Origin of the sequence: Pseudomonas sp. SWRI18, from assembly GCF_014268345.1 — a bacterium.
GTDB classification, from domain to species: Bacteria; Pseudomonadota; Gammaproteobacteria; order Pseudomonadales; family Pseudomonadaceae; genus Aquipseudomonas; species Aquipseudomonas cedrina.
In genome coordinates, this window is the sequence record NZ_JACCQQ010000024.1 from 1 (window position 1) to 20,366 (window position 20,366).

At 61.8% G+C, this 20,366-nt stretch carries 13 protein-coding genes; 7 read left to right on the top strand and 6 right to left on the bottom strand.

The window, feature by feature from the left end; all coding sequences use genetic code 11:
• Positions 1-196: 196 nt before the first annotated feature.
• Positions 197-1,657: a D-alanyl-D-alanine carboxypeptidase/D-alanyl-D-alanine-endopeptidase gene (gene dacB, locus H0Z09_RS22535; protein WP_076949489.1), complete on the bottom strand. Its 1,461-nt coding sequence runs from the start codon at positions 1,655-1,657 to the stop codon at positions 197-199.
• A 237-nt stretch (positions 1,658-1,894) separates the two neighbouring features.
• Between dacB and H0Z09_RS22540 the strand changes: the two genes are divergently transcribed.
• Positions 1,895-2,239 carry a YggL family protein gene (locus H0Z09_RS22540; protein ID WP_010208515.1) on the top strand — a complete coding sequence of 115 codons (345 nt, stop codon included), beginning with the start codon at positions 1,895-1,897 and terminating at the stop codon, positions 2,237-2,239.
• A 40-nt stretch (positions 2,240-2,279) separates the two neighbouring features.
• Here H0Z09_RS22540 and H0Z09_RS22545 read toward each other — a convergent pair whose 3' ends face one another.
• Positions 2,280-3,470: a benzoate/H(+) symporter BenE family transporter gene (locus tag H0Z09_RS22545; RefSeq protein WP_186693615.1), complete on the bottom strand. Its 1,191-nt coding sequence runs from the start codon at positions 3,468-3,470 to the stop codon at positions 2,280-2,282.
• A gap of 245 nt (positions 3,471-3,715) precedes the next feature.
• Between H0Z09_RS22545 and H0Z09_RS22550 the strand changes: the two genes are divergently transcribed.
• A complete protein-coding gene (locus tag H0Z09_RS22550; protein ID WP_076949487.1) occupies positions 3,716-4,480 on the top strand; it encodes a GntR family transcriptional regulator in 765 nt (254 codons plus the stop codon).
• Between the two features lie 141 nt (positions 4,481-4,621).
• On the opposite strand, the gene guaD is transcribed toward H0Z09_RS22550, so the two are convergent.
• The 4 genes from guaD to xdhA all read right to left on the bottom strand — a co-directional run bounded on the left by guaD (position 4,622) and on the right by xdhA (position 10,727).
• Positions 4,622-5,926 carry a guanine deaminase gene (gene guaD, locus H0Z09_RS22555; protein WP_186693616.1) on the bottom strand — a complete coding sequence of 435 codons (1,305 nt, stop codon included), beginning with the start codon at positions 5,924-5,926 and terminating at the stop codon, positions 4,622-4,624.
• 12 nt (positions 5,927-5,938) lie between these two features.
• The gene (xdhC, locus tag H0Z09_RS22560) at positions 5,939-6,778 is read right to left on the bottom strand and encodes a xanthine dehydrogenase accessory protein XdhC (RefSeq protein ID WP_186693617.1); all 840 of its coding nucleotides are present in this window, start codon (positions 6,776-6,778) and stop codon (positions 5,939-5,941) included.
• Positions 6,779-6,892: 114 nt separating this feature from the next.
• Positions 6,893-9,286 (bottom strand): xanthine dehydrogenase molybdopterin binding subunit, encoded by a 2,394-nt coding sequence (xdhB, locus tag H0Z09_RS22565; RefSeq protein ID WP_186693619.1) that lies wholly within the window; start codon positions 9,284-9,286, stop codon positions 6,893-6,895.
• Positions 9,279-10,727, bottom strand: coding sequence for a xanthine dehydrogenase small subunit (gene xdhA, locus H0Z09_RS22570; RefSeq protein ID WP_186693621.1), 1,449 nt, complete (start codon positions 10,725-10,727; stop codon positions 9,279-9,281). The genes xdhB and xdhA overlap by 8 nt, the downstream gene beginning before the upstream one ends.
• 280 nt (positions 10,728-11,007) lie before the next feature.
• On the opposite strand from xdhA, the gene H0Z09_RS22575 reads away from it, so the two are divergent.
• The 5 genes from H0Z09_RS22575 (at position 11,008) to H0Z09_RS22595 (ending at position 20,128) form a co-directional block, all read left to right on the top strand.
• Positions 11,008-11,667 carry a GntR family transcriptional regulator gene (locus H0Z09_RS22575; RefSeq protein ID WP_076949482.1) on the top strand — a complete coding sequence of 220 codons (660 nt, stop codon included), beginning with the start codon at positions 11,008-11,010 and terminating at the stop codon, positions 11,665-11,667.
• A 2-nt stretch (positions 11,668-11,669) separates the two neighbouring features.
• Positions 11,670-15,158 carry a chromosome segregation protein SMC gene (smc, locus tag H0Z09_RS22580; RefSeq protein WP_186693623.1) on the top strand — a complete coding sequence of 1,163 codons (3,489 nt, stop codon included), beginning with the start codon at positions 11,670-11,672 and terminating at the stop codon, positions 15,156-15,158.
• A gap of 259 nt (positions 15,159-15,417) precedes the next feature.
• On the top strand, positions 15,418-16,281 hold the full coding sequence (gene zipA, locus H0Z09_RS22585; protein WP_076949480.1) for a cell division protein ZipA: 864 nt from the start codon (positions 15,418-15,420) through the stop codon (positions 16,279-16,281).
• Between the two features lie 86 nt (positions 16,282-16,367).
• Positions 16,368-18,734: an NAD-dependent DNA ligase LigA gene (ligA, locus tag H0Z09_RS22590; protein WP_186693625.1), complete on the top strand. Its 2,367-nt coding sequence runs from the start codon at positions 16,368-16,370 to the stop codon at positions 18,732-18,734.
• Between the two features lie 227 nt (positions 18,735-18,961).
• Entirely contained in the window at positions 18,962-20,128 is a 1,167-nt protein-coding gene (locus H0Z09_RS22595; RefSeq protein ID WP_186693627.1) for a putative zinc-binding peptidase, read from the top strand.
• The last annotated feature ends 238 nt before the right edge of the window (positions 20,129-20,366 follow it).

Consider the following 20,366-nt stretch of genomic DNA (forward strand, 5'->3'; position numbering starts at 1 on the left):
GTGCCGCCGCCTTCGCAGCCTCGCTGGGGCTCGACAGCTCCCACATTTTGAACCGAGTTCGACATCAATACCGGTCGGCTCTAAGGCCGCCAAGCAAGCTCCTCGCCACACACCGTTGAAAGTTGTGTAGATACCCATGGCCATCGCGGGCAAGCCCGCTCCCACACAAGCCCACTCGTGCAGGGGTGAAGCCCTTTCAGAGCACCGGCGCAACCGCCGCCAACTTCGGCTGGCGATACAGGTCCAGCAGCACCTGATCCAGCACCGACGAAGCGCCCCATGGCTTCGGATCGTTGAGGATCGCCACCACCGCCCAGGTGTTGCCGTTGTTGTCGCGACTGAACCCGGCGATGGCGCGCACGGTGTTCAAGGTGCCGGTCTTGACGTGGGCTTCGCCGCGCATGGCGGTGGTTTTCAGGCGTTTGCGCATGGTGCCGTCGGTGCCGGCGATGGGCATCGAGCTGATATATTCGGCGGCGTAGGGACTATGCCAGGCGGCTTGCAGCATCGCGGCCATCTCGCGGGCGCTGACCCGTTCGGCGCGTGACAAGCCCGAGCCGTTCTCCATCACCAAATGCGGCGCGGTGATCCCTTTCTTCGCCAGCCACTGGCGCACCACGCGTTGCGCTGCCTTGGCATCGTCGCCATCGGCATCGTTGCGAAACTGCGCACCCAGGCTCAGGAACAGCTGTTGGGCCATGGTGTTGTTACTGTATTTGTTGATGTCGCGGATGATCTCCGCCAGGTCCGGCGAGAACGCCCGGGCCAGCACTTTGGCGTCTTTTGGCACAGGCGCCTGCAGGTTACGGCCCTGGATGGTACCGCCCAGCTCCTGCCAGATCGCCCGGACCGCACCGGCGGTATAGGTGGCATGGTCCAGCAACGACAGATAGGTCTGCGAACTGCAGCCTTCGGCCAATTGGCCGCTGACGGTTACGGTCACGCTGCCATCGGCGGCAGTGACCGGGTTGTAGCGCACGTCACCGGTGCACTGCTTGGCGTTGGAGACCTTGACCTGGTTGTCGATGCGGATGCTGGCAATCGGCGGCTCAACCGACACCAGCACCCGGCCCGAGTCATTGCGCGTCACGAAACGCAAGGCCTTGAGGTTGACCAGCAGCGCGTCCGGCTTGACCAGGAACGGCTTGTTCTCGTCGTTGCCATCGTCGTTGAATTCGGGCAGTTGCGGTTGCATGAAGAAGCCACGGTCGAGCACCAGGTCGCCGGTGACTTGCTGCACACCATTGGCCCGCAGGTCGCGCATCAGCAGCCAGAGTTTTTCCATGTTCAGCTTGGGATCGCCGCCACCCTTGAGGTACAGGTTGCCATGCAACACGCCACCGCTGAGGGTGCCATCGGTGTAGAACTCGGTTTTCCACTGGTGGTTGGGGCCGAGCATTTCCAGGGCCGCGTAGGTGGTGACCAGCTTCATGGTGGACGCCGGGTTCACCGAGACGTCGGCATTGAATACGGTGGGCGTGCCCGGGCCATTCAACGGGATCATCACCAGGGACAGCGCAGTGTTTTGCAGTTTGGCTTTAGTGAGTGCCTGCTGCACATTCGGCGGCAAGGTGGTGTTGACGGGGGCAGCGGTGGCGGAAAAGGCCAAGGGCAGGATAAGACCGGCGAAAAATACGGAACGCAAAGATTTGATCATAAGAGGTAAAACCCTACTGCAGAGGAGGGTGAAAAAAGTGAGGGGTAAAGAAGAAAATCCCTCAATGGTCATGAAAGTGTCGGCATTATGCCCCAAGGTGGCGCCACTTGTAGCTGAACCATAGCGGGTAATCGGCGTTTTTTTTGCCGGCATGGTGCCGCCTGTCCCAGAGAGTCGGGCAATCGCCGTCTTAAACTGCTAAAGTGCCGCCCGTTATTACTTATGAGGATTGTTCCAATGGCGACTAACCGTTCCCAGCGTCTGCGCAAAAAACTGTGCGTTGATGAATTTCAAGAGCTGGGTTTCGAACTGAACCTGGACTTCAAAGAAGGCCTGAGTGAAGAAGCTATCGACGCTTTCCTCGAAGCATTCATCAAAGAAGCCATGGAAGCCAATGGCCTGGGCTACGTCGGCGGCGATGACTACGGTCTGGTTTGCCTGCAGAAGCGTGGCTCGGTCTCCGAAGAGCAGCGCGCGGCTGTTGAAGCCTGGCTGAAAACCCGTTCCGAGCTGACCAAGGCTGAAGTCAGCCCGTTGCTGGACGTGTGGTATCCGGAAAAGCCGATCAACGCGGCCAAGTGATACTGAAAAAAACGGCGACCTGAACAGGGTCGCCGTTTTTTTATGCCTTGCGTCCATTCAGAATCAGCAGCGTCAACACCCCCGCCACAATCCCCCAGAACGCCGATCCGATGGAAAACAGCGTCAAGCCAGACGCGGTGACCATGAAGGTGATCAGCGCCGCTTCCCGTTCCTTCGGTTCATTCATGGCGATGCTCAGGCCATTGATGATCGAGCCAAACAGCGCCAGGGCTGCAATCGACAGCACCAGTTCCTTGGGCAAGGCTGCGAACAAGGCCGCCAATGTCGCGCCGAATACCCCGGCAATCCCGTAGAACACCCCGCACCACACGGCGGCGGTGTAGCGCTTGTTGCGGTCCTCATGGGCATGGGGCCCGGTGCAGATCGCCGCGCTGATTGCGGCCAGGTTGATCCCGTGGGAGCCAAACGGCGACAGCACCAGCGACGCCAGGCCGGTGGCGGTGATCAGGGGCGAGGCGGGCACGCTGTAACCGTCGGCCCGCAGGACCGCGACGCCGGGCATGTTCTGCGAGGTCATCGCCACGACAAACAACGGAATGCCGATGCTGATGGTTGCCGCCAACGAGAAATGCGGCGTGGTCCAGACCGGCGTCGCCACTTCCAGGTGAAAACCGCTGAAGTCCAGCAGCCCCATCAACCCGGACAGTGCGGTGCCGATCACCAGCGCGGCCAGCACCGCATAACGCGGCGACAACCGTTTGATGATCAGGTAGGTGAAGAACATGCCCAGCACCAGGGCGGTACGGTGTTGCGCGGCGACGAAGATCTCGCTGCCGATCTTGAACAGGATCCCGGCGAGCAAGGCGGCGGCCAGTGATGCGGGAATGCGCTTGACGAGTTTTTCAAAGCTGCCGGTCAACCCGCAAATCGTCACCAGCGCCGCACAGGTGATGTAGGCCCCGATGGCCTCGCCATAACTCACACCGCCAAGGCTGGTGATCAGCAGCGCTGCGCCCGGCGTCGACCAGGCAATGGTAATCGGCGTGCGATAGCGCAGGGACAAGCCAATGCTGCACACCGCCATGCCGATGGACAGGGCCCAGATCCACGAAGAAATCTGCGCCGTGGTCAAACCCGCCGCCTGGCCTGCCTGGAACATCAGCACCAGGGAGCTGGTGTAGCCGGTCATCATGGCGATAAAACCGGCGACGACGGCCGCAAACGAAGTATCGGCCAGCGGACGCAAAGGCGTTTGGGGGGAATCGGTCATGCAGAGGTGTTCCTTTTACCTGGGTGTTAGCCGGTGACGGCGCGGATTCAAGCCTAAACTCAAACCTGACGACTCATTGCAATACAGCCGCCGGCGCAAACAGCCGTACAGTGTGTTGGCGCATGCGGTTGTGTACAATGTGCCGTGTTTTCAGGTGATACTTGCCAGCGACCCGCTGTTGCCGTATTACCGTAAAGTCACTGTATTACCGTTAATTCGCCGCCGTTCTCCAAACCCGAGTGCCCATGAACGAACAGTTGCAACCTCTCAAGAAACAACCGCGAGCCGGCAAGGCCGCTCGCAGCGGAACCCAGGACGATATCGTCTACGCGCATATCTTCGAGGCGATTCTCGAACAACGCCTGGCGCCCGGTACCAAATTGAGTGAAGAGGCGCTGGGTGAAATTTTCGGCGTCAGCCGCACCATCATTCGCCGCGCGCTGTCGCGCCTGGCCCATGAAGGCGTGGTGCTGCTACGGCCCAATCGCGGCGCGGTGGTGGCCAGCCCGAGTGTCGAGGAAGCACGCCAAGTGTTCCTTGCGCGGCGCCTGGTGGAACGGGCGATTACCGAGCTGGCGGTGCAACATGCCACTGCCGAGCAACTGGCCGAACTGCGCCAGATGGTCAACGACGAACGCGACAGTTTTTCCCGTGGCGATCGCGGTGCCGGCATCCGTCTCTCCGGCGAGTTCCACCTCAAGCTGGCCGAAGCGGCGAAAAACGCGCCGCTGATCAGTTTCCAGCGCAGCCTGGTGTCCCAGACCTCATTGATCATCGCCCAGTACGAAAGCGGCAACCGCTCGCACTGTTCCTACGATGAACACACCCAGTTGATCGATGCGATCGAAGCGCGGGACGCGACTCTGGCGGTGAATTTGATGATGCATCACATGGATCATATCGACAGCAAGCTCAACCTCGATGAGGAAAGCGCGTCGGATGATTTGCACGCGGTGTTTTCGCATTTGTTGCAGACCAAGAAGCCGGGGCGCTCTTCGGTCAAACTGTAATTTCCCAGGCTCACCCGGAATTAAAAATGTGGGAGCGGGCTTGCTCGCGAATGCGGTGCATCAGTCACCAGATTCATTGACTGATCCACCGCATTCGCGAGCAAGCCCGCTCCCACATTTGGTTTTGTGTGGTGACTAATATTAGCGCTGGTGCACCAATTGCCCCGCCGCATACGTCTGCATCACCGTTCGATCATCCCCCAGCGTCATCAATACAAACAACGTCTCGGCAATATCCTTGGCCTGCTTCAAGCGATAGCTCAGCAGCGGCGTGGCATTGTAGTCCAGCACCAAAAAGTCCGCCTCCGTCCCCGGCTGCAACGTGCCGATCTTGTCCTCCAGCCGCAGCGCCCGCGCGCCGCCCAGTGTCGCCAGATACAGCGACTTGAATGGGCTCAACCGCGCGCCCTGTAACTGCATGACCTTGTAGGCTTCGTTCAGGGTTTGCAGCAGCGAGAAACTGGTGCCGCCGCCGACGTCGGTGCCCAGGCCCACATTCAGTTTGTGCTTCTCGGCCATCGGCAGGTTGAACAAACCGCTGCCCAGGAACAGGTTTGAGGTGGGGCAGAACGCGACCGCCGAACCCGTCTCTGCCAGCCGCGCGCACTCTTCATCACACAGGTGCACGCCGTGGGCAAACACCGAGCGCTCGCCCAGCAACTTGTAATGGTCGTATACATCCAGGTAACCGTTGCGCTCCGGAAACAGCGCTTTTACCCACTCGATTTCCTGCTTGTTCTCGCTGATGTGGGTCTGCAGGTACAAATCTGGATATTCGCCCAGCAGTTGCCCGGCCAGCGCCAATTGCTCCGGCGTGCTGGTCGGCGCAAAGCGTGGCGTGACCGCGTAGTGCAGGCGGCCCTTGCCGTGCCAGCGCTCGATCAGCGCCTTGCTCTGCTGGTAGCCGGATTCGGCGGTGTCGGTCAGGTAGTCCGGCGCGTTGCGGTCCATCATCACTTTGCCGGCGATCATGCGCAGGTCGAGCTTCTCGGCCGCTTCAAAAAACGCGTTGACCGACTGCGGATGCACACTGCCGAACACCAGTGCGGTGGTGGTGCCGTTGCGCAGCAGTTCCTTGATGAAAATATCCGCGACTTCCTCGGCGTGGGCCTTGTCGGCGAACTGGCTCTCGCAGGGGAAGGTGTAGGTGTTGAGCCAGTCCAGCAACTGCTCGCCATAGGCGCCGACCATGCCGGTCTGCGGCAGGTGAATGTGGGTATCGATCAGGCCGGGCGTGATCAGCGCGTCCTGGTAATGGGTGATGTCGATATCGGCAGGCAGGGTCGGCAGCAAATCCCCGGCATGGCCGACAGCGCTGATCTGGCCGTTCTCGATCACCAGCAAACCATCTGCGAAATACTCATAGGACGCTTCGATACCCTCTTCAGCGGGGTCGGCGATGCTGTGCAGAATGGCGGCACGGTAGGCTTTGCGAGTCAAAGGCATGGTCTTCTCAATTCAGATGGCTTGGCTGCGACGCGAAGCCGGCAGCAGTTTGGCAATAGGCTCGGCGCCCGCGGTGTGCTGGCCGAAATGGGCGTTATAGGTGGCGATGATTTCGCCGGCGATGGAGATGGCGATTTCCACTGGCAATTTGCCCTTCACCTCGCCCAGGCCCATGGGGCAGCGCATGCGTTGCAATTGCGCGGCATCGAAGCCGCGATCCCGCAGGCGATGTTCGAACTTGACCCGTTTGGTTTTCGAGCCGATCAGGCCGAAGTAGGCGAAGTCATTGCGCTTGAGCAGGGCAGCGCTGAGTTCCAGGTCCAGCGCGTGATTGTGGGTCATTACGATGCAGTAACTGCCCGCCGGCAGGTCGGCAATTTCGTCGACCGGCTCTTCGCTGACGATTTTACGCACGCCCTGTGGGATATGTTCCGGAAACTCCTGTTCGCGCGAATCGATCCAGCGCACCCGGCATGGCAGGCTCGCCAGCAACGGCACCAGCGCGCGGCCGACATGGCCGGCGCCAAACACCGCGATCTGCGCCTGCATCTGGCCCATGGGTTCGAACAGCAATACGGTCACGCCACCGCAGCACTGGCCCAGGCTGGCGCCGAGGCTGAAGCGCTCCAGATGGGTGTTGCGCTGGCCACGGGCGAGCATCTCGCGGGCGATCTGCATCGCCTTGTATTCCAAGTGGCCGCCGCCGATGGTGTCGAAGGCCTGCGCGGCGCTGATCACCATCTTGGAACCGGCGTTGCGCGGCGTGGAGCCGAGTTCTTCGATGATGGTGACGAGTACGCAGGGTTCGCCGCTGTCTTGCAGCTGGGCTAGGGCACTGATCCAGTTGTTCATGTCTACCTCAACATCTCTGTTGTCAGTTCGGCCGCTATCCAGGCAAGCCAGCTCCCACACTCGGAATGCGTTCCCCTGTGGGAGCTGGCTTGCCTGCGAAGGCAGCGCCTCGGTCTAGAGCGAAGCCATCTCGGTTTCAGCCGCCTTCACCGTTTGCAACTTGCGCATCTGCTCACACCCCCACAACACCCGCTCCGGCGTCGCCGGCGCATCGATCCTGGGCTGATGACGATAGTCACCCAAACTCGCCACCGCATCCTTGATCGCGCACCACGACGCAATCCCGAGCATGAACGGCGGCTCGCCCACAGCCTTGGAATGGAACACCGTGTCTTCCGGGTTCTTGCGGTTCTCCACCAGCTTCACCCGCAGGTCCAGCGGCATGTCGGCCACGGCCGGGATCTTGTAACTGGCAGGGCCGTTGGTCATCAGCTTGCCTTTGTCATTCCACACCAGCTCTTCCATGGTCAGCCAGCCCATGCCCTGGATAAACCCGCCTTCCACCTGGCCGATGTCGATGGCCGGGTTCAGCGAGGCGCCCACGTCGTGGAGGATGTCGGTGCGCAGCATCTTGTATTCGCCGGTCAGGGTGTCGACGATCACTTCGCAGCAGGCCGCGCCGAACGCGAAGTAGTAGAACGGCCTTCCGCGCGACTGGCTGCGGTCGTAGAAGATCTTCGGGGTCTTGTAGAACCCGGTGCTCGACAACGAGACCTGGGCGAAATACGCCTGCTGGATCAGCGCCTCAAAGGTCAGGATCTGCTCACGCACGCGCACATGGCCGTTGCGGAACTGCACATCGGCTTCACTCACTTCGTACTTGCGCGCGGCGAATTCCACCAGGCGCTGCTTGATGGTTTCGGCGGCGTTCTGCGCGGCCTTGCCGTTCAGGTCGGCGCCGCTGGAGGCGGCGGTCGGCGAGGTGTTCGGGACTTTATCGGTGTTGGTCGCCGTGATCTGTACGCGGTCGATGTCCACCTGAAACACTTCGGCCACCACTTGCGCCACCTTGGTGTTCAAACCCTGGCCCATCTCGGTGCCGCCGTGGTTGAGGTGGATGCTGCCGTCGGTGTAGATGTGGATCAGCGCACCGGCCTGGTTGAGAAAGCTGGCGGTAAACGAAATGCCGAATTTGACCGGCGTCAGCGCCAGGCCTTTTTTCAGGATCGGGCTGTGGGCGTTGTACAGGCGAATCGCTTCGCGGCGCTCGGCATATTGGCTGCTGGCTTCCAGTTCGGCGGTCATCTCTTCGAGCAGGTTGTGCTCGACGGTCTGGTAGTAATGGGTGACGTTGCGCTCGGTTTTGCCATAGTAATTGGCTTTGCGCACGGCCAGCGGGTCCAGCGCCAGGTGGCGGGCGATGGCATCCATCACTTCCTCGATGGCGACCATGCCTTGCGGGCCGCCGAAGCCGCGATAGGCCGTGTTGGACGCGGTGTTGGTCTTGCAGCGATGGCCGTTCACCGTCGCATCGCCCAGGTAATACGAATTGTCGGCGTGGAACATCGCACGGTCGACAATCGAGTTGGACAGGTCCGGCGAACAGCCGCAGTTACCCGCCAGTTCCAGATTGATCCCGTGCAGGCGCCCGCTGTCGTCGAAACCCACGTCGTATTCGATATAGAAGGGGTGGCGCTTGCCGGTCATCAGCATGTCTTCCACACGCGGGAGGCGCATCTTGGTCGGCTGGCCGGTGAGGCGCGCGACTACGGCGCACAGGCACGCCGGGCTGGCGGCCTGGGTTTCCTTGCCGCCGAAACCGCCGCCCATGCGGCGCATGTCCACGACGATCTTGTTCATCGACACGTCGAGCACTTCGGCCACCAGTTTTTGTATTTCGGTGGGGTTCTGCGTGGAGCAGTAGACGATCATGCCGCCGTCTTCGGTGGGCATCACCGAGGAGATCTGGGTTTCCAGGTAGAAGTGTTCCTGGCCGCCGATGTGCAGCGTGCCCTGGATGCGATTTTTTGCCGTTGCCAACGCGCCGGCCGAATCACCGCGCTGGTGGGTGTGGCTGTCGAGCACGAAATGCTTGTTGCGGTAGGCCTGGACCACATCGAGCACCGGTTCCAGGTCTTCATATTCGATCACCGCCGCCATCGCTGCCTTGCGCGCGGTTTCCAGGTCGCGGGCAGCCACCGCCAGCACCACCTGGCCGACGAACTGCACGGTATCGATGGCCAGCAACGGATCGCCGGGCAGCAGCGGGCCGATGTCTTTCAAACCCGGTACGTCTGCGTGGGTAATCACGATGCGCACGCCGTCGAAAGCGTAGCAGGGCGCGGTGTCGATGCTGAGGATTTTCGCGTGGGCGCGGTCGGACAGGCGCGCATACAGGTGCAGCTGGTTGGGGAATTCGAGGCGGTCGTCGATGTACTGCGCCTCACCGCTGACGTGCTTGGCGGCGCTGTCATGCTTGACGCTGCGGCCGACCCCGGAGGTCAGGTCCTGGGCGAACAGCTCGGCCAGCTCGGCCTGGGTTTTTACCACGGCGTGATGGTTAGACATAAGCGGTCACCCGAGTCTCGATATGCGGCGTTTGCAGTTCGATGAAGTATTTGCGCAGCAGGTTCTGCGCGCTGAGCAGGCGGTACTCCTTGCTGGCGCGGAAGTCCGAAAGCGGGGTGAAATCCTCGGCCAGCGCGGCGCAGGCTTGCTCGACGGTGGCGGCATTCCAGGTGGCGCCAATCAATACCGTTTCGCAGTGTCTGGCGCGTTTTGGCGTGGCGGCCATGCCGCCGAAGGCGACGCGCGCCTCACGGATCACACCGTTGTCGAGCTTCAAGTTGAAAGCGGCGCAAACGGCGGAAATATCGTCGTCCAGGCGCTTGGAAACCTTGTAGGCGCGAAACAACGCGTGGCCCTTCGGCACGATGATCTTCTCGATGAACTCGCTGTCCTGGCGCGCGGTGACGCGGTAGTCGATGAAGTAGTCCTCCAGGGCCAGGGTGCGCCGGGTTTCGCCCTTGCACAGCACGATCTGCGCACCGAGGGCGATCAGCAGCGGCGGCGAATCGCCGATCGGCGAGGCGTTGCCGATATTGCCGCCGAGCGTGCCCTGGTTGCGGATCTGCAGGGAGGCGAAGCGCTGCAGCAGCTCGCCGAAGTCCGGGTAGGCTTGGTGCAGCGCGGTGTAGCAGTCGGAGAGGGCGGTGGCGGCGCCGATTTCCAGGCGGTCATCGAAATCGTCGATGCGCTTCATGTCCGCAATGTTGCCGACGTAGATCATCACCGGCAGCGTGCGGTGGAACTGGGTGACTTCCAGCGCCAGGTCGGTGCCGCCCGCCAGCAGCCGGGCTTGGGGGTAGGCGTCGTAGAGGTCGGCCAGGTCGGCGACGGTCAGGGGCACCAAGCAGCGTTTGTCGCCGCTGTTGAGTTCGCCGGTTTGCGTCGGCGCGATGGCTTTGAGGCGGGCGATGGTGTCGGCCTGGCGGCTGTCGAACTGGTCTTGCGGCTTGTTGCAGCAGGCCTGCTCGGCGGCGGCGAGGATCGGACGATAACCGGTGCAACGGCACAGGTTGCCGGCCAGGGCTTCATGGGCTTTCTGGCTATCGGGTGCGTCGCTGTTCTTTTGCAGGGCGAACAGCGACATCACAAAACCTGGGGTGCAAAAACCGCATTGCGAGCCGTGGCATTCGACCATGGCCTGTTGCACGCTGTGCAGTTGGCCCTGGTGCTTGAGGTCTTCGACGCTGATCAGTTGCTTGCCGTGCAACGACGAAACAAAGGTCAGGCACGAATTGAGGCTGCGATAACGGATCTGCTCGGCGCCCTGGGCATTGGTGTGCAGCTCGCCGACTACCACGGTGCACGCGCCGCAGTCGCCGCTGGCGCAGCCTTCTTTGGTACCGGGTTTGCCCAGGTGTTCGCGCAGATAATTGAGCACGGTCAGGTTGGGGTCCAGGGCGTGCTCGCTACGGAGTTCCTGGTTGAGTAAAAACTGGATCACGGAAGGCCTCGCAGACTCATTATTGTTGTTAACCGCTTTGCGCCGAATCTAGTCATGTCTGACTTTTCGGTCAACGATTTTCTGACCAGAAGGTCAAGAAATTGCAGTTACAACACTTTCAATTATGGTCCAGTCTTCTGAAACCGGTGTTTTTGCAGGCTGACACACGGCAAGCGTTGCTTATTCCGTGCCAAATTCGCCACCGTGGGCGTAGCGCCATCAGCGGGCCAATGCGCTACACTGCCGCGCTTGTACCGATAGAAGATTTTGAAGGGAAAACATGACGTTCAAGGCGCCGGACAGTCTCGCCGAGCAAATCGCTCACCACCTCGCCGAACGCATCATTCGCGGCGATCTCAAGCCTGGGGAGCGGATCCAGGAGCAAAAGGTCACGCTGGCACTCAATGTCAGCCGTGGTTCCGTGCGCGAAGCCCTGTTGATCCTCGAACGTCGTCACTTGATCGCGATCCTGCCGCGCCGTGGCGCCCACGTTACCGAGCTGACGGCGCACAAAGTGCAGAGCCTGTGCACCTTGATGGGCGAAATGTACATCCTGCTCGGCAATGCGGTCGCCGAAGGCTGGCAGAGCCAGGCGGACATGGCGCCGTTCCTGCAGATCCAGCAGCGCCTGCAGGTCAGCTATGAGCGCGAAGACATCCGCGCCTTCGTTGAAGAAAGCTTCAACGTGATGCGCGCCGCTTACCCCTTCGCCAACAACCCGTATCTGCAGGAGACCGTCGAGAACCTGCAGCCGGCGATGAACCGCGCCTATTACCTGGCCCTGGATCAACGCAAGGCGTCGATGAGCGAATACCTGGCGCTGTTCGAACAACTGCTCGCCGCCGTATTGGCCCGTGACCTGGTACAGATTCGCCAGGTGCTGTCGGCCTACTGCCAGCGCAGCAGCTCGCTGGTCATCGCCGCGCTGGCGGACGCCTAAACGTGCGGCTCAAGTGCATCAAACTGGCGGGGTTCAAATCCTTCGTCGATCCGACCACGGTGAACTTCCCCAGTAACATGGCGGCGGTGGTCGGGCCCAATGGCTGCGGCAAGTCGAATATCATCGACGCCGTCCGTTGGGTGATGGGCGAGAGCTCGGCAAAAAACCTGCGCGGCGAGTCGATGACCGATGTCATCTTCAACGGCTCCACCAGCCGCAAGCCGGTCAGCCAGGCCAGCATCGAACTGGTGTTCGACAACTCTGACGGCACCCTGGTCGGCGAATACGCCGCCTACGCGGAAATCTCCATCCGCCGCAAAGTCACGCGCGACAGCCAGAACAGTTACTTCCTCAACGGCACCAAGTGCCGGCGTCGCGACATCACCGATATTTTCCTCGGCACAGGCTTAGGCCCGCGCAGCTATTCGATCATCGAGCAGGGCATGATCTCCAAGCTGATCGAAGCCAAGCCCGAAGACCTGCGCAACTTTATCGAAGAAGCCGCCGGCATTTCCAAATACAAGGAGCGCCGCCGCGAGACCGAAAACCGCATCCGCCGCACCCACGAGAACCTCGCCCGCCTCACCGACCTGCGCGAAGAGCTGGAGCGCCAGTTGGAGCGCCTGCACCGCCAGGCCCAGGCCGCCGAGAAATATCAGGAATACAAGGGCGAAGAGCGCCAGCTCAAGGCGCAACTGTCGGCCCTGCGCTGGCAGGCGCTGAATGACCAGGTCGGCCAGCGCGAAGCGATCATCGGCACCCAGGAAATCAGCTTTGAAGCATTGGTGGCCGAACAGCGCAACGCCGACGCCAGCATCGAGCGCCTGCGTGACGGGCACCACGATTTGTCGGAACGCTTTAATCTGGTGCAAGGCCGGTTCTATTCGGTGGGCGGCGATATCGCCCGCGTGGAACAGAGCATCCAGCATGGCCAGCAGCGCCTGCGCCAGTTGCAGGATGACTTGAAGGAAGCCGAACGCGCACGCCTGGAGACCGAATCGCACCTGGGCCATGACCGCACCTTGCTGCTGACCCTCGGCGAAGAGCTGGACATGCTCACCCCCGAACAGGAAATCACCAGCGCCGCCGCCGAAGAGGCCGCCGCCGCCCTGGAAGAAGCCGAAACCACCATGCACGCGTGGCAGGAGCAGTGGGATGCCTTCAACCTGCAATCCGCCGAGCCACGTCGCCAGGCGGAGGTGCAGCAGTCGCGTATCCAGCAGCTGGAAACCAGCATGGAGCGCCTGGCCGAGCGCCAGCGCCGTCTGCAGGAAGAGCGCGTGTTGCTCGCCGCCGACCCGGAAGACGCGGCGATCCTGGAGCTGAGCGAGCAACTGGCCGAGAGCGAAATGACGCTCGAAGAGTTGGAAGCCAGCGAAGAGCAACAAGTGGAGCGCCTGGAGCAATTGCGTCAGCAACTGCAACAGGCGACCCAGGCGCAGCAGCAGGCCCAGGGCGATTTGCAGCGGCTCAATGGTCGCCTGGCCTCCCTTGAAGCCTTGCAGCAAGCCGCGCTCGATCCCGGCACTGGTACGGCCGAATGGCTGCGCGATCAGCACCTGGCCGAGCGCCCGCGTTTGGCCGAAGGCTTGAAGGTGGAAGCAGGTTGGGAACTGGCGGTCGAAACCGTCCTCGGCGCCGATCTGCAAGCGGTGCTGGTGGACGATTTTGGCGGCTTCGACCTGGCGGGTTTTGCCCAGGGCGACTTGCGTTTACTCAGCCCCGCCGCCGATGGCGCGCGTGTGCCGGGCAGCCTGCTGGACAAGGTCGAGGCGGCGATTGACCTGGCGCCGTGGCTGGGCCAGGTCAAGCCGGTCGAATCACTTGAGCAGGCCTTGGCCCAGCGCGGTCAACTGGGCGCCGGTGAGAGCCTGATCAGCCGCGACGGCTTCTGGGTCGGCCGCCACTTCCTGCGCGTTCGCCGCGCCAGTGAAGCCGAAAGCGGCGTATTGGCCCGTGGCCAGGAAATCGTCAACCTCAGCGCCGAACGTGAAGAGCGCGAGGCGACCCTCGAAAGCCTGGAAACCGAACTGCAAACCTTGCGCGCCACCCAGCGCCAGCAAGAGACCGGCCGCGAACACCTGCGCCGCCTGTTGCAGGACGAAGCGCGCCAGCAAGGCGAATTGAAGGCTCAGCTCTCGGCGAGCAAAGCCAAGGCCGAGCAATTGACCTTGCGCCGCACCCGTCTCGACGAAGAAGTCGCTGAAATGGGCGAGCAGCGCGCGCTGGAACACGAACAGATCGGCGAAGCGCGCCTGCAGTTGCAGGAGGCCCTCGACAGCATGGCGCTGGACACCGAGCAGCGCGAACTGCTGTTGGCCCAGCGCGACAGCCTGCGCGAGCGCCTCGACCGCGTGCGCCAGGAAGCCCGCCAGCACAAGGACCATGCGCACCAGTTGGCGGTGCGCCTCGGCTCCCTGCGTGCCCAGCACAGCTCCACGGCCCAGGCCCTCGAGCGCCTGGAGATGCAGTCCGAACGCCTCACCGAAAAACGCGAGCAACTGAGCCTCAACCTGGAAGAGGGCGAAGCGCCGCTGGAAGAGTTGCGCCTCAAGCTCGAAGAGTTGCTCGACAAACGCATGACCGTCGACGAAGAACTCAAGACCGCGCAGGTCGCCCTGGAAGACGCCGACCGCGAATTGCGTGACGCCGAAAAACGCCGGACCCAGGCCGAGCAGCAATCCCAATTGATTCGCGGCCAGCTCGAGCAACAACGCATGGAATGGCAAGCCCTGACCGTGCGCCGCAAAACCCTGCAGGACCAGTTGCTGGAAGATGGCTACGACCTGCACGGCGTGCTCAATACCTTGACCGCCGAGGCCAATGAAAAAGACGCCGAAGAAGAGCTCGAACGCATTGCCGCACGTATCCAGCGGCTTGGCGCGATCAACTTGGCGGCCATCGACGAGTACCAGCAGCAATCGGAACGCAAACGTTACCTGGATGCCCAGAACGCCGACCTGGTGGAAGCCCTGGACACCCTGGAAAACGTGATCCGCAAGATCGACAAGGAAACCCGCAACCGCTTCAAAGATACCTTTGATCAGATTAATGGCGGTTTACAGGCCTTATTCCCAAAAGTTTTCGGCGGTGGCAGCGCTTACTTGGAACTGACGGGCGAAGATCTACTCGATACAGGGGTGACGATCATGGCGCGGCCGCCGGGCAAGAAGAACAGCACCATCCATTTGTTGTCCGGCGGCGAAAAAGCCCTGACCGCATTGGCCCTGGTATTTGCCATCTTCAAGCTGAACCCGGCGCCGTTCTGCATGCTCGATGAAGTGGACGCCCCGCTGGATGACGCTAACGTTGGACGCTATGCGCGCCTGGTCAAGGAGATGTCCCAGACCGTGCAGTTCATCTATATCACCCACAACAAGATCGCCATGGAAATGGCTGATCAGTTGATGGGGGTCACGATGCATGAACCGGGCTGTTCGCGTTTGGTGGCGGTGGATGTGGAAGAAGCGATGGCGATGGTGGAGTCTTGAACCCTGCCCGCAGCGAATTTTCATAGCGTGCGGTAAGACGCTTTACCACCCCAGTGAAAGTGGCAAATGGACATATTTGTTCAAGGCATTTTGACAGACGGTGTAAAGTTATCTTTGGTCGTGCTAGTTTAATGTCAAATTTTCGTATGCGTGGGCAAAACGTCAGTCAGAACATAGAGTTGGCGCCACGTTTTAAAGCGGTTTGCACAGAGCTAAACCCCTTATTTTTCAGCATTTTTTATTAGAGGCACGGGATTACATGGAAATCGGTCTGCGCGAGTGGCTGATCGTCATCGGCATTATTGTCATTGCCGGTATTCTTTTTGATGGCTGGCGCCGCATGCGCGGTGGCAAGGGCAAGCTCAAATTCCGTCTGGACCGCAACCTGTCCAACTTGCCCGACGACGACGGCAGCGCCGAGCTGCTGGGGCCGCCCCGTGTGCTGGACACCCATAAGGAGCCGCAGTTGGACGAGCATGACTTGCCGTCCATGAGCGCGCCGTTGCGTGAAGCCCGCGAGCCGTCGTCCAAGCGTGGCAAGCGTGGCAGCACCGCTGGCGCCGAGCCGCATCAGGGCGACCTGAACCTCGACGTCGATGAAGGCCCGAGCTTCAGCAGCCGCGACGATGATTTCCCGGATGAAAACGCCGGCAAGAACGCGCCGCGCCAATCGGTCAACGATCAGCCTGCCGCCGAGGAAGTGTTGGTGATCAGCGTGATCTGCCGCGACGCCGCCGGGTTCAAGGGCCCGGCCCTGTTGCAGAACATTCTGGAAAGCGGCCTGCGTTTTGGCGAGATGGACATCTTCCACCGTCACGAAAGCATGGCCGGTAATGGCGAAGTGCTGTTTTCCATGGCCAACGCGGTCAAGCCGGGCACCTTCGACCTGGACGATATCGACCTGTTCAGCACGCCGGCAGTGAGTTTCTTCCTGGGTCTGCCCGGCCCGCGTCACCCCAAGCAGGCATTCGACGTGATGGTGGCCGCGGCGCGCAAGCTGTCCCAAGAACTCAATGGCGAGCTCAAGGACGATCAGCGCAGCGTCCTCACTGCCCAGACCATCGAACATTACCGTCAGCGCATCGTCGAGTTCGAGCGTCGCGCCCTGACACAAAAACGCTGAGGATTGCACCTCGGCGTTGTCGGATAGAATAAGCGCACTACCATTTGAGCAGCTTCGGCTGCTCTTTTGCTTTTTGAGAGAACACCATGACCGCCGCCCACACCCGCATCCTCGAACTGCGCGCTGAACTGGATCAGCACAACTACCGTTACCACGTCCTCGACGAGCCGAGCATTCCGGACGCCGAGTACGACCGGCTGTTCCACGAGCTCAAGGCCCTGGAGGCCGAGCACCCGGAACTGGTCACGCGCGATTCGCCGACGCAGCGGGTCGGCAGCGCGGCGTTGTCTGCGTTCACCCAAGTCAGGCACGAAATCCCCATGCTCAGCCTGGGCAACGCGTTTGATGAGACCACCATGCTTGAGTTTGACCGCCGGGTCACCGAAGGCCTCGACCTGCCGGTGGGCGACCTGTTTGGGGGTGGCGCGGCGGTGGAGTACAGCTGCGAACCGAAGCTGGACGGCCTGGCGGTCAGCCTGCTGTATCAGGACGGCGAGCTGGTACGCGGCGCCACCCGTGGCGACGGTACCACCGGCGAAGACATCAGCGTCAACGTGCGCACCGTGCGCAATATTCCGCTGAAGCTGCACGGCAGCGGCTGGCCGGCGACGCTCGAAGTGCGCGGCGAAGTGTTCATGTCCAAGGCTGGTTTTGAACGGCTCAACGCCTCGCAACTGGAAGTCGGCGGCAAGACCTTCGCCAACCCGCGCAACGCCGCCGCCGGCAGCCTGCGCCAGTTGGACTCGAAGATTACCGCCAGCCGCCCGCTGGAATTCTGCTGCTATGGCATCGGCCAGGTGACGGCGGATATCAGCGACACCCACATCGGCAACCTGAAGCAGTTGCAGCAGTGGGGCATGCCCATCAGCCATGAACTGAGGCTGGCCAAGGGCATTCAGGAATGCCTGGATTACTACCGCGATATCGGCGAGCGGCGTAACAGCCTGGGCTATGAAATCGACGGCGTGGTGTTCAAGGTCAACAGCATTGCCTCGCAGCGTGAACTGGGCTTTCGTGCGCGCGAACCGCGCTGGGCCATTGCGCATAAATTCCCGGCGATGGAAGAGCTGACCGAGCTGCTCGACGTGGAATTCCAGGTCGGCCGCACCGGCGCCGTCACTCCGGTGGCGCGCCTCAAGCCGGTCAAGGTCGCGGGTGTGACGGTTGCCAACGCCACCTTGCACAATATGGACGAAGTGGCGCGCCTGGGCTTGATGATCGGCGACACCGTGATCATTCGCCGTGCCGGTGATGTGATCCCGCAAGTGGTCGCCGTGGTGCCCGAGCGCCGCCCGGAAAACGCCCGTGCGGTGCAGGTCCCCGAGCGTTGCCCGGTGTGCGGTTCCCAAGTGGAACGCACGCAGCTGGTCAAACGCAGCAAGGGCAAGGAAACCGTCAGCGAAGGCGCGGTGTACCGCTGCGTCGGCCGCCTGGCCTGTGGTGCCCAGCTCAAGCAGGCGATCATCCATTTTGTCTCGCGCCGCGCCATGGACATCGACGGCCTGGGCGACAAGACCATCGAGCAACTGGTGGATGAAAAACTCATCGGCTCGCCGGCCGATCTCTACAAACTCAAGTATGAGCAGATCATCGACCTGGAAGGCTTTGCCGATATCTCCAGCAAAAAATTGATCGCCTCCATCGACAACAGCAAGACGCCGACCCTGGCGCGCTTTATCTACGCGCTGGGCATCCCCGACGTGGGCGAGGAGACCGCCAAGGTGCTGGCGCGCTCCCTGGCTTCCCTGGAGCGGGTGCAGAAGGCTTTGCCGGAGGTGCTGACCTACTTGCCTGACGTGGGCCTGGAAGTGGCGCACGAGATCCACAGTTTTTTTGAAGACAGCCATAACCAGGATGTGATCGGCGCGTTGCTGTCGCCGCAGGAATGTGGCCTGCAATTGCAGGAGCAGGGCGACCTGAGCGCGGAATTCGCCGCCAGCACCACCTTGGGCGGTCTGCTCGATAAATTGCATGTGCCGAGCGTCGGCCCGGGCGCTGCGCAGAAGCTGGCGGACAAATTCGTCACCCTCGAAGGCGTGATAGCGGCCGACTGGCTGGATATGCGCCAGGCGTTGCCCGAAAAACAGGCCAAGGCCGTGCGCGAGTTCTTCGATAATGAGGACAACGCCAACCGTGCCCTGGCCATCGAGCAGCAGCTCAAGGACTTCGGCATGCATTGGCTGAGCGAGAAAAAGGTGGTCGAAGGCTTGCCCGAGGCGGGGCACACCTGGGTACTCACCGGCTCCCTGGAACTGATGAGCCGCGACGTGGCCAAGGACAAGCTCGAAAGCCTGGGGGCCAAGGTGGCCGGCTCCGTGTCGGCAAAAACCCACTGCGTGGTGGCCGGGCCGGGGGCGGGTTCGAAACTGGCCAAGGCCAGCGAGTTGGGCGTGAAGGTGTTGGACGAAGAGGCCTTCGTGGCGTTCTTGGCCAAGCACAATATCCCCATCTGATTATCCACATGTAGTGAGCGGGCTTGCCCCGCGCTGGGTGGCGAAGCCGCCCCAAAACCAGGCCGCCTGGTTTTACCTGGCACACTGCGGCGTTCCGGTTGGGGTGGCTTCGCCACCCAGCGCGGGGCAAGCCCGCTCACTACACGTGCTCGGTCCCTATGCGCGGAGCGTGGGAACGATCTTGAGAGGGAAATGATCTAGTCTCAGTCACCCAGGGAGAGATCGCCATGTTCCGCTACTTCGAGCAACTCAGTTCGCGCATCGCTGCACCTTTCGTCGCCGGCACGTCTCGCGACAGCAAGGTGTGGCAATGCCGTTGCGGGCAGTCCCTGTTCTTTCGCAACAGCCAGTGCCTGGCCTGCCAGGCGTTGCTGGGCTACCTGCCGCAACAAAGCCGCTTGTCCTCCCTGCAGCCCGGCCCGGTCGAAGGTACTTGGCTGCAGGACGACAACCTCGACGCCGGCACCTTCCGCCGCTGCGCCAATCTTGACACCCCGGCCGCCTGCAACTGGCTGATCCCGGCCCACAGCACGGCACCGCTGTGCGTCGCGTGCAGCCTGAACCGCACCATTCCCGATCTGTCGATCGCGGAAAACCACGAGCGCTGGCGCAAGGTCGAGACCGCCAAGCGCCGCCTGGTCGCGCAGCTGGTCGCCCTGGGCCTGAACGTGGTGCCCAAGAGCGTCGACGAGAACAACGGCCTGGCCTTCGACTTCGTCGGTATCGATCTGGAAGGCAACGCCCCCATGACCGGCCACGCCAATGGCCTGATCACCCTTGATATCAAGGAAGCCGACGATGCCCACCGCGAGAAGGTCCGCGTACAGATGCGCGAACCCTATCGCACCCTGCTCGGGCATTTCCGTCATGAAGTCGGCCACTACTATTGGGACCGCCTGATCGCCAATACCCACTGGCTCGAACCGTTTCGCAGCCTGTTCGGCGACGAACGCGCCAGCTACGCCGACGCCCTCGACCAGCACTATCAGAACGGCCCGCGCCCCGACTGGCAGCAAACCTGCGTCAGCGCCTACGCCACCATGCACCCCTGGGAAGACTGGGCCGAAACCTGGGCCCATTACCTGCACATGATGGACGCCGTCGACACGGCCCTGGGCTTCGGCATGAGCGCCCGCTCGATGGACCTGGACTACCCGCCATTCCCGCTCGGCACGCTCTACGACCCCGAACACCCCGGCGGTGTCGCGTTCCTGTCGTTCGTCAACGCCTGGATCGAACTGGCCGGCATGCTCAACGAACTGTCGCGCAGCATGGGCCAACCGGACTTTTACCCCTTCGTGCTGCCACCGGCGGTCGTCGCCAAGCTGCACTTCATTCACTTGGTGATTCAGGAGGAGGGCGGCCGCGCGGATGAGGTGATACAGGCGCAGTGACCAGTACCCGGTGATCGACTGTAGTGAGCGGGCTTGCCCCGCGCTGGGGGGCGACTCGGTTTTAACTGGAGCACCCAGGTGTCTTTATTGGGGCGGCTTCGCTCCCCCGGCGCGGGGCAAGCCCGCTCACTACAGAGCCTTAACAAGTGCTTGAGCCCCCTCATATTTTTAATCCAGCGCCAACGGTTGTAACTTCCGATGAGATCGGTACAATGGCCCCGCTTGCCGAGAGGCAGGC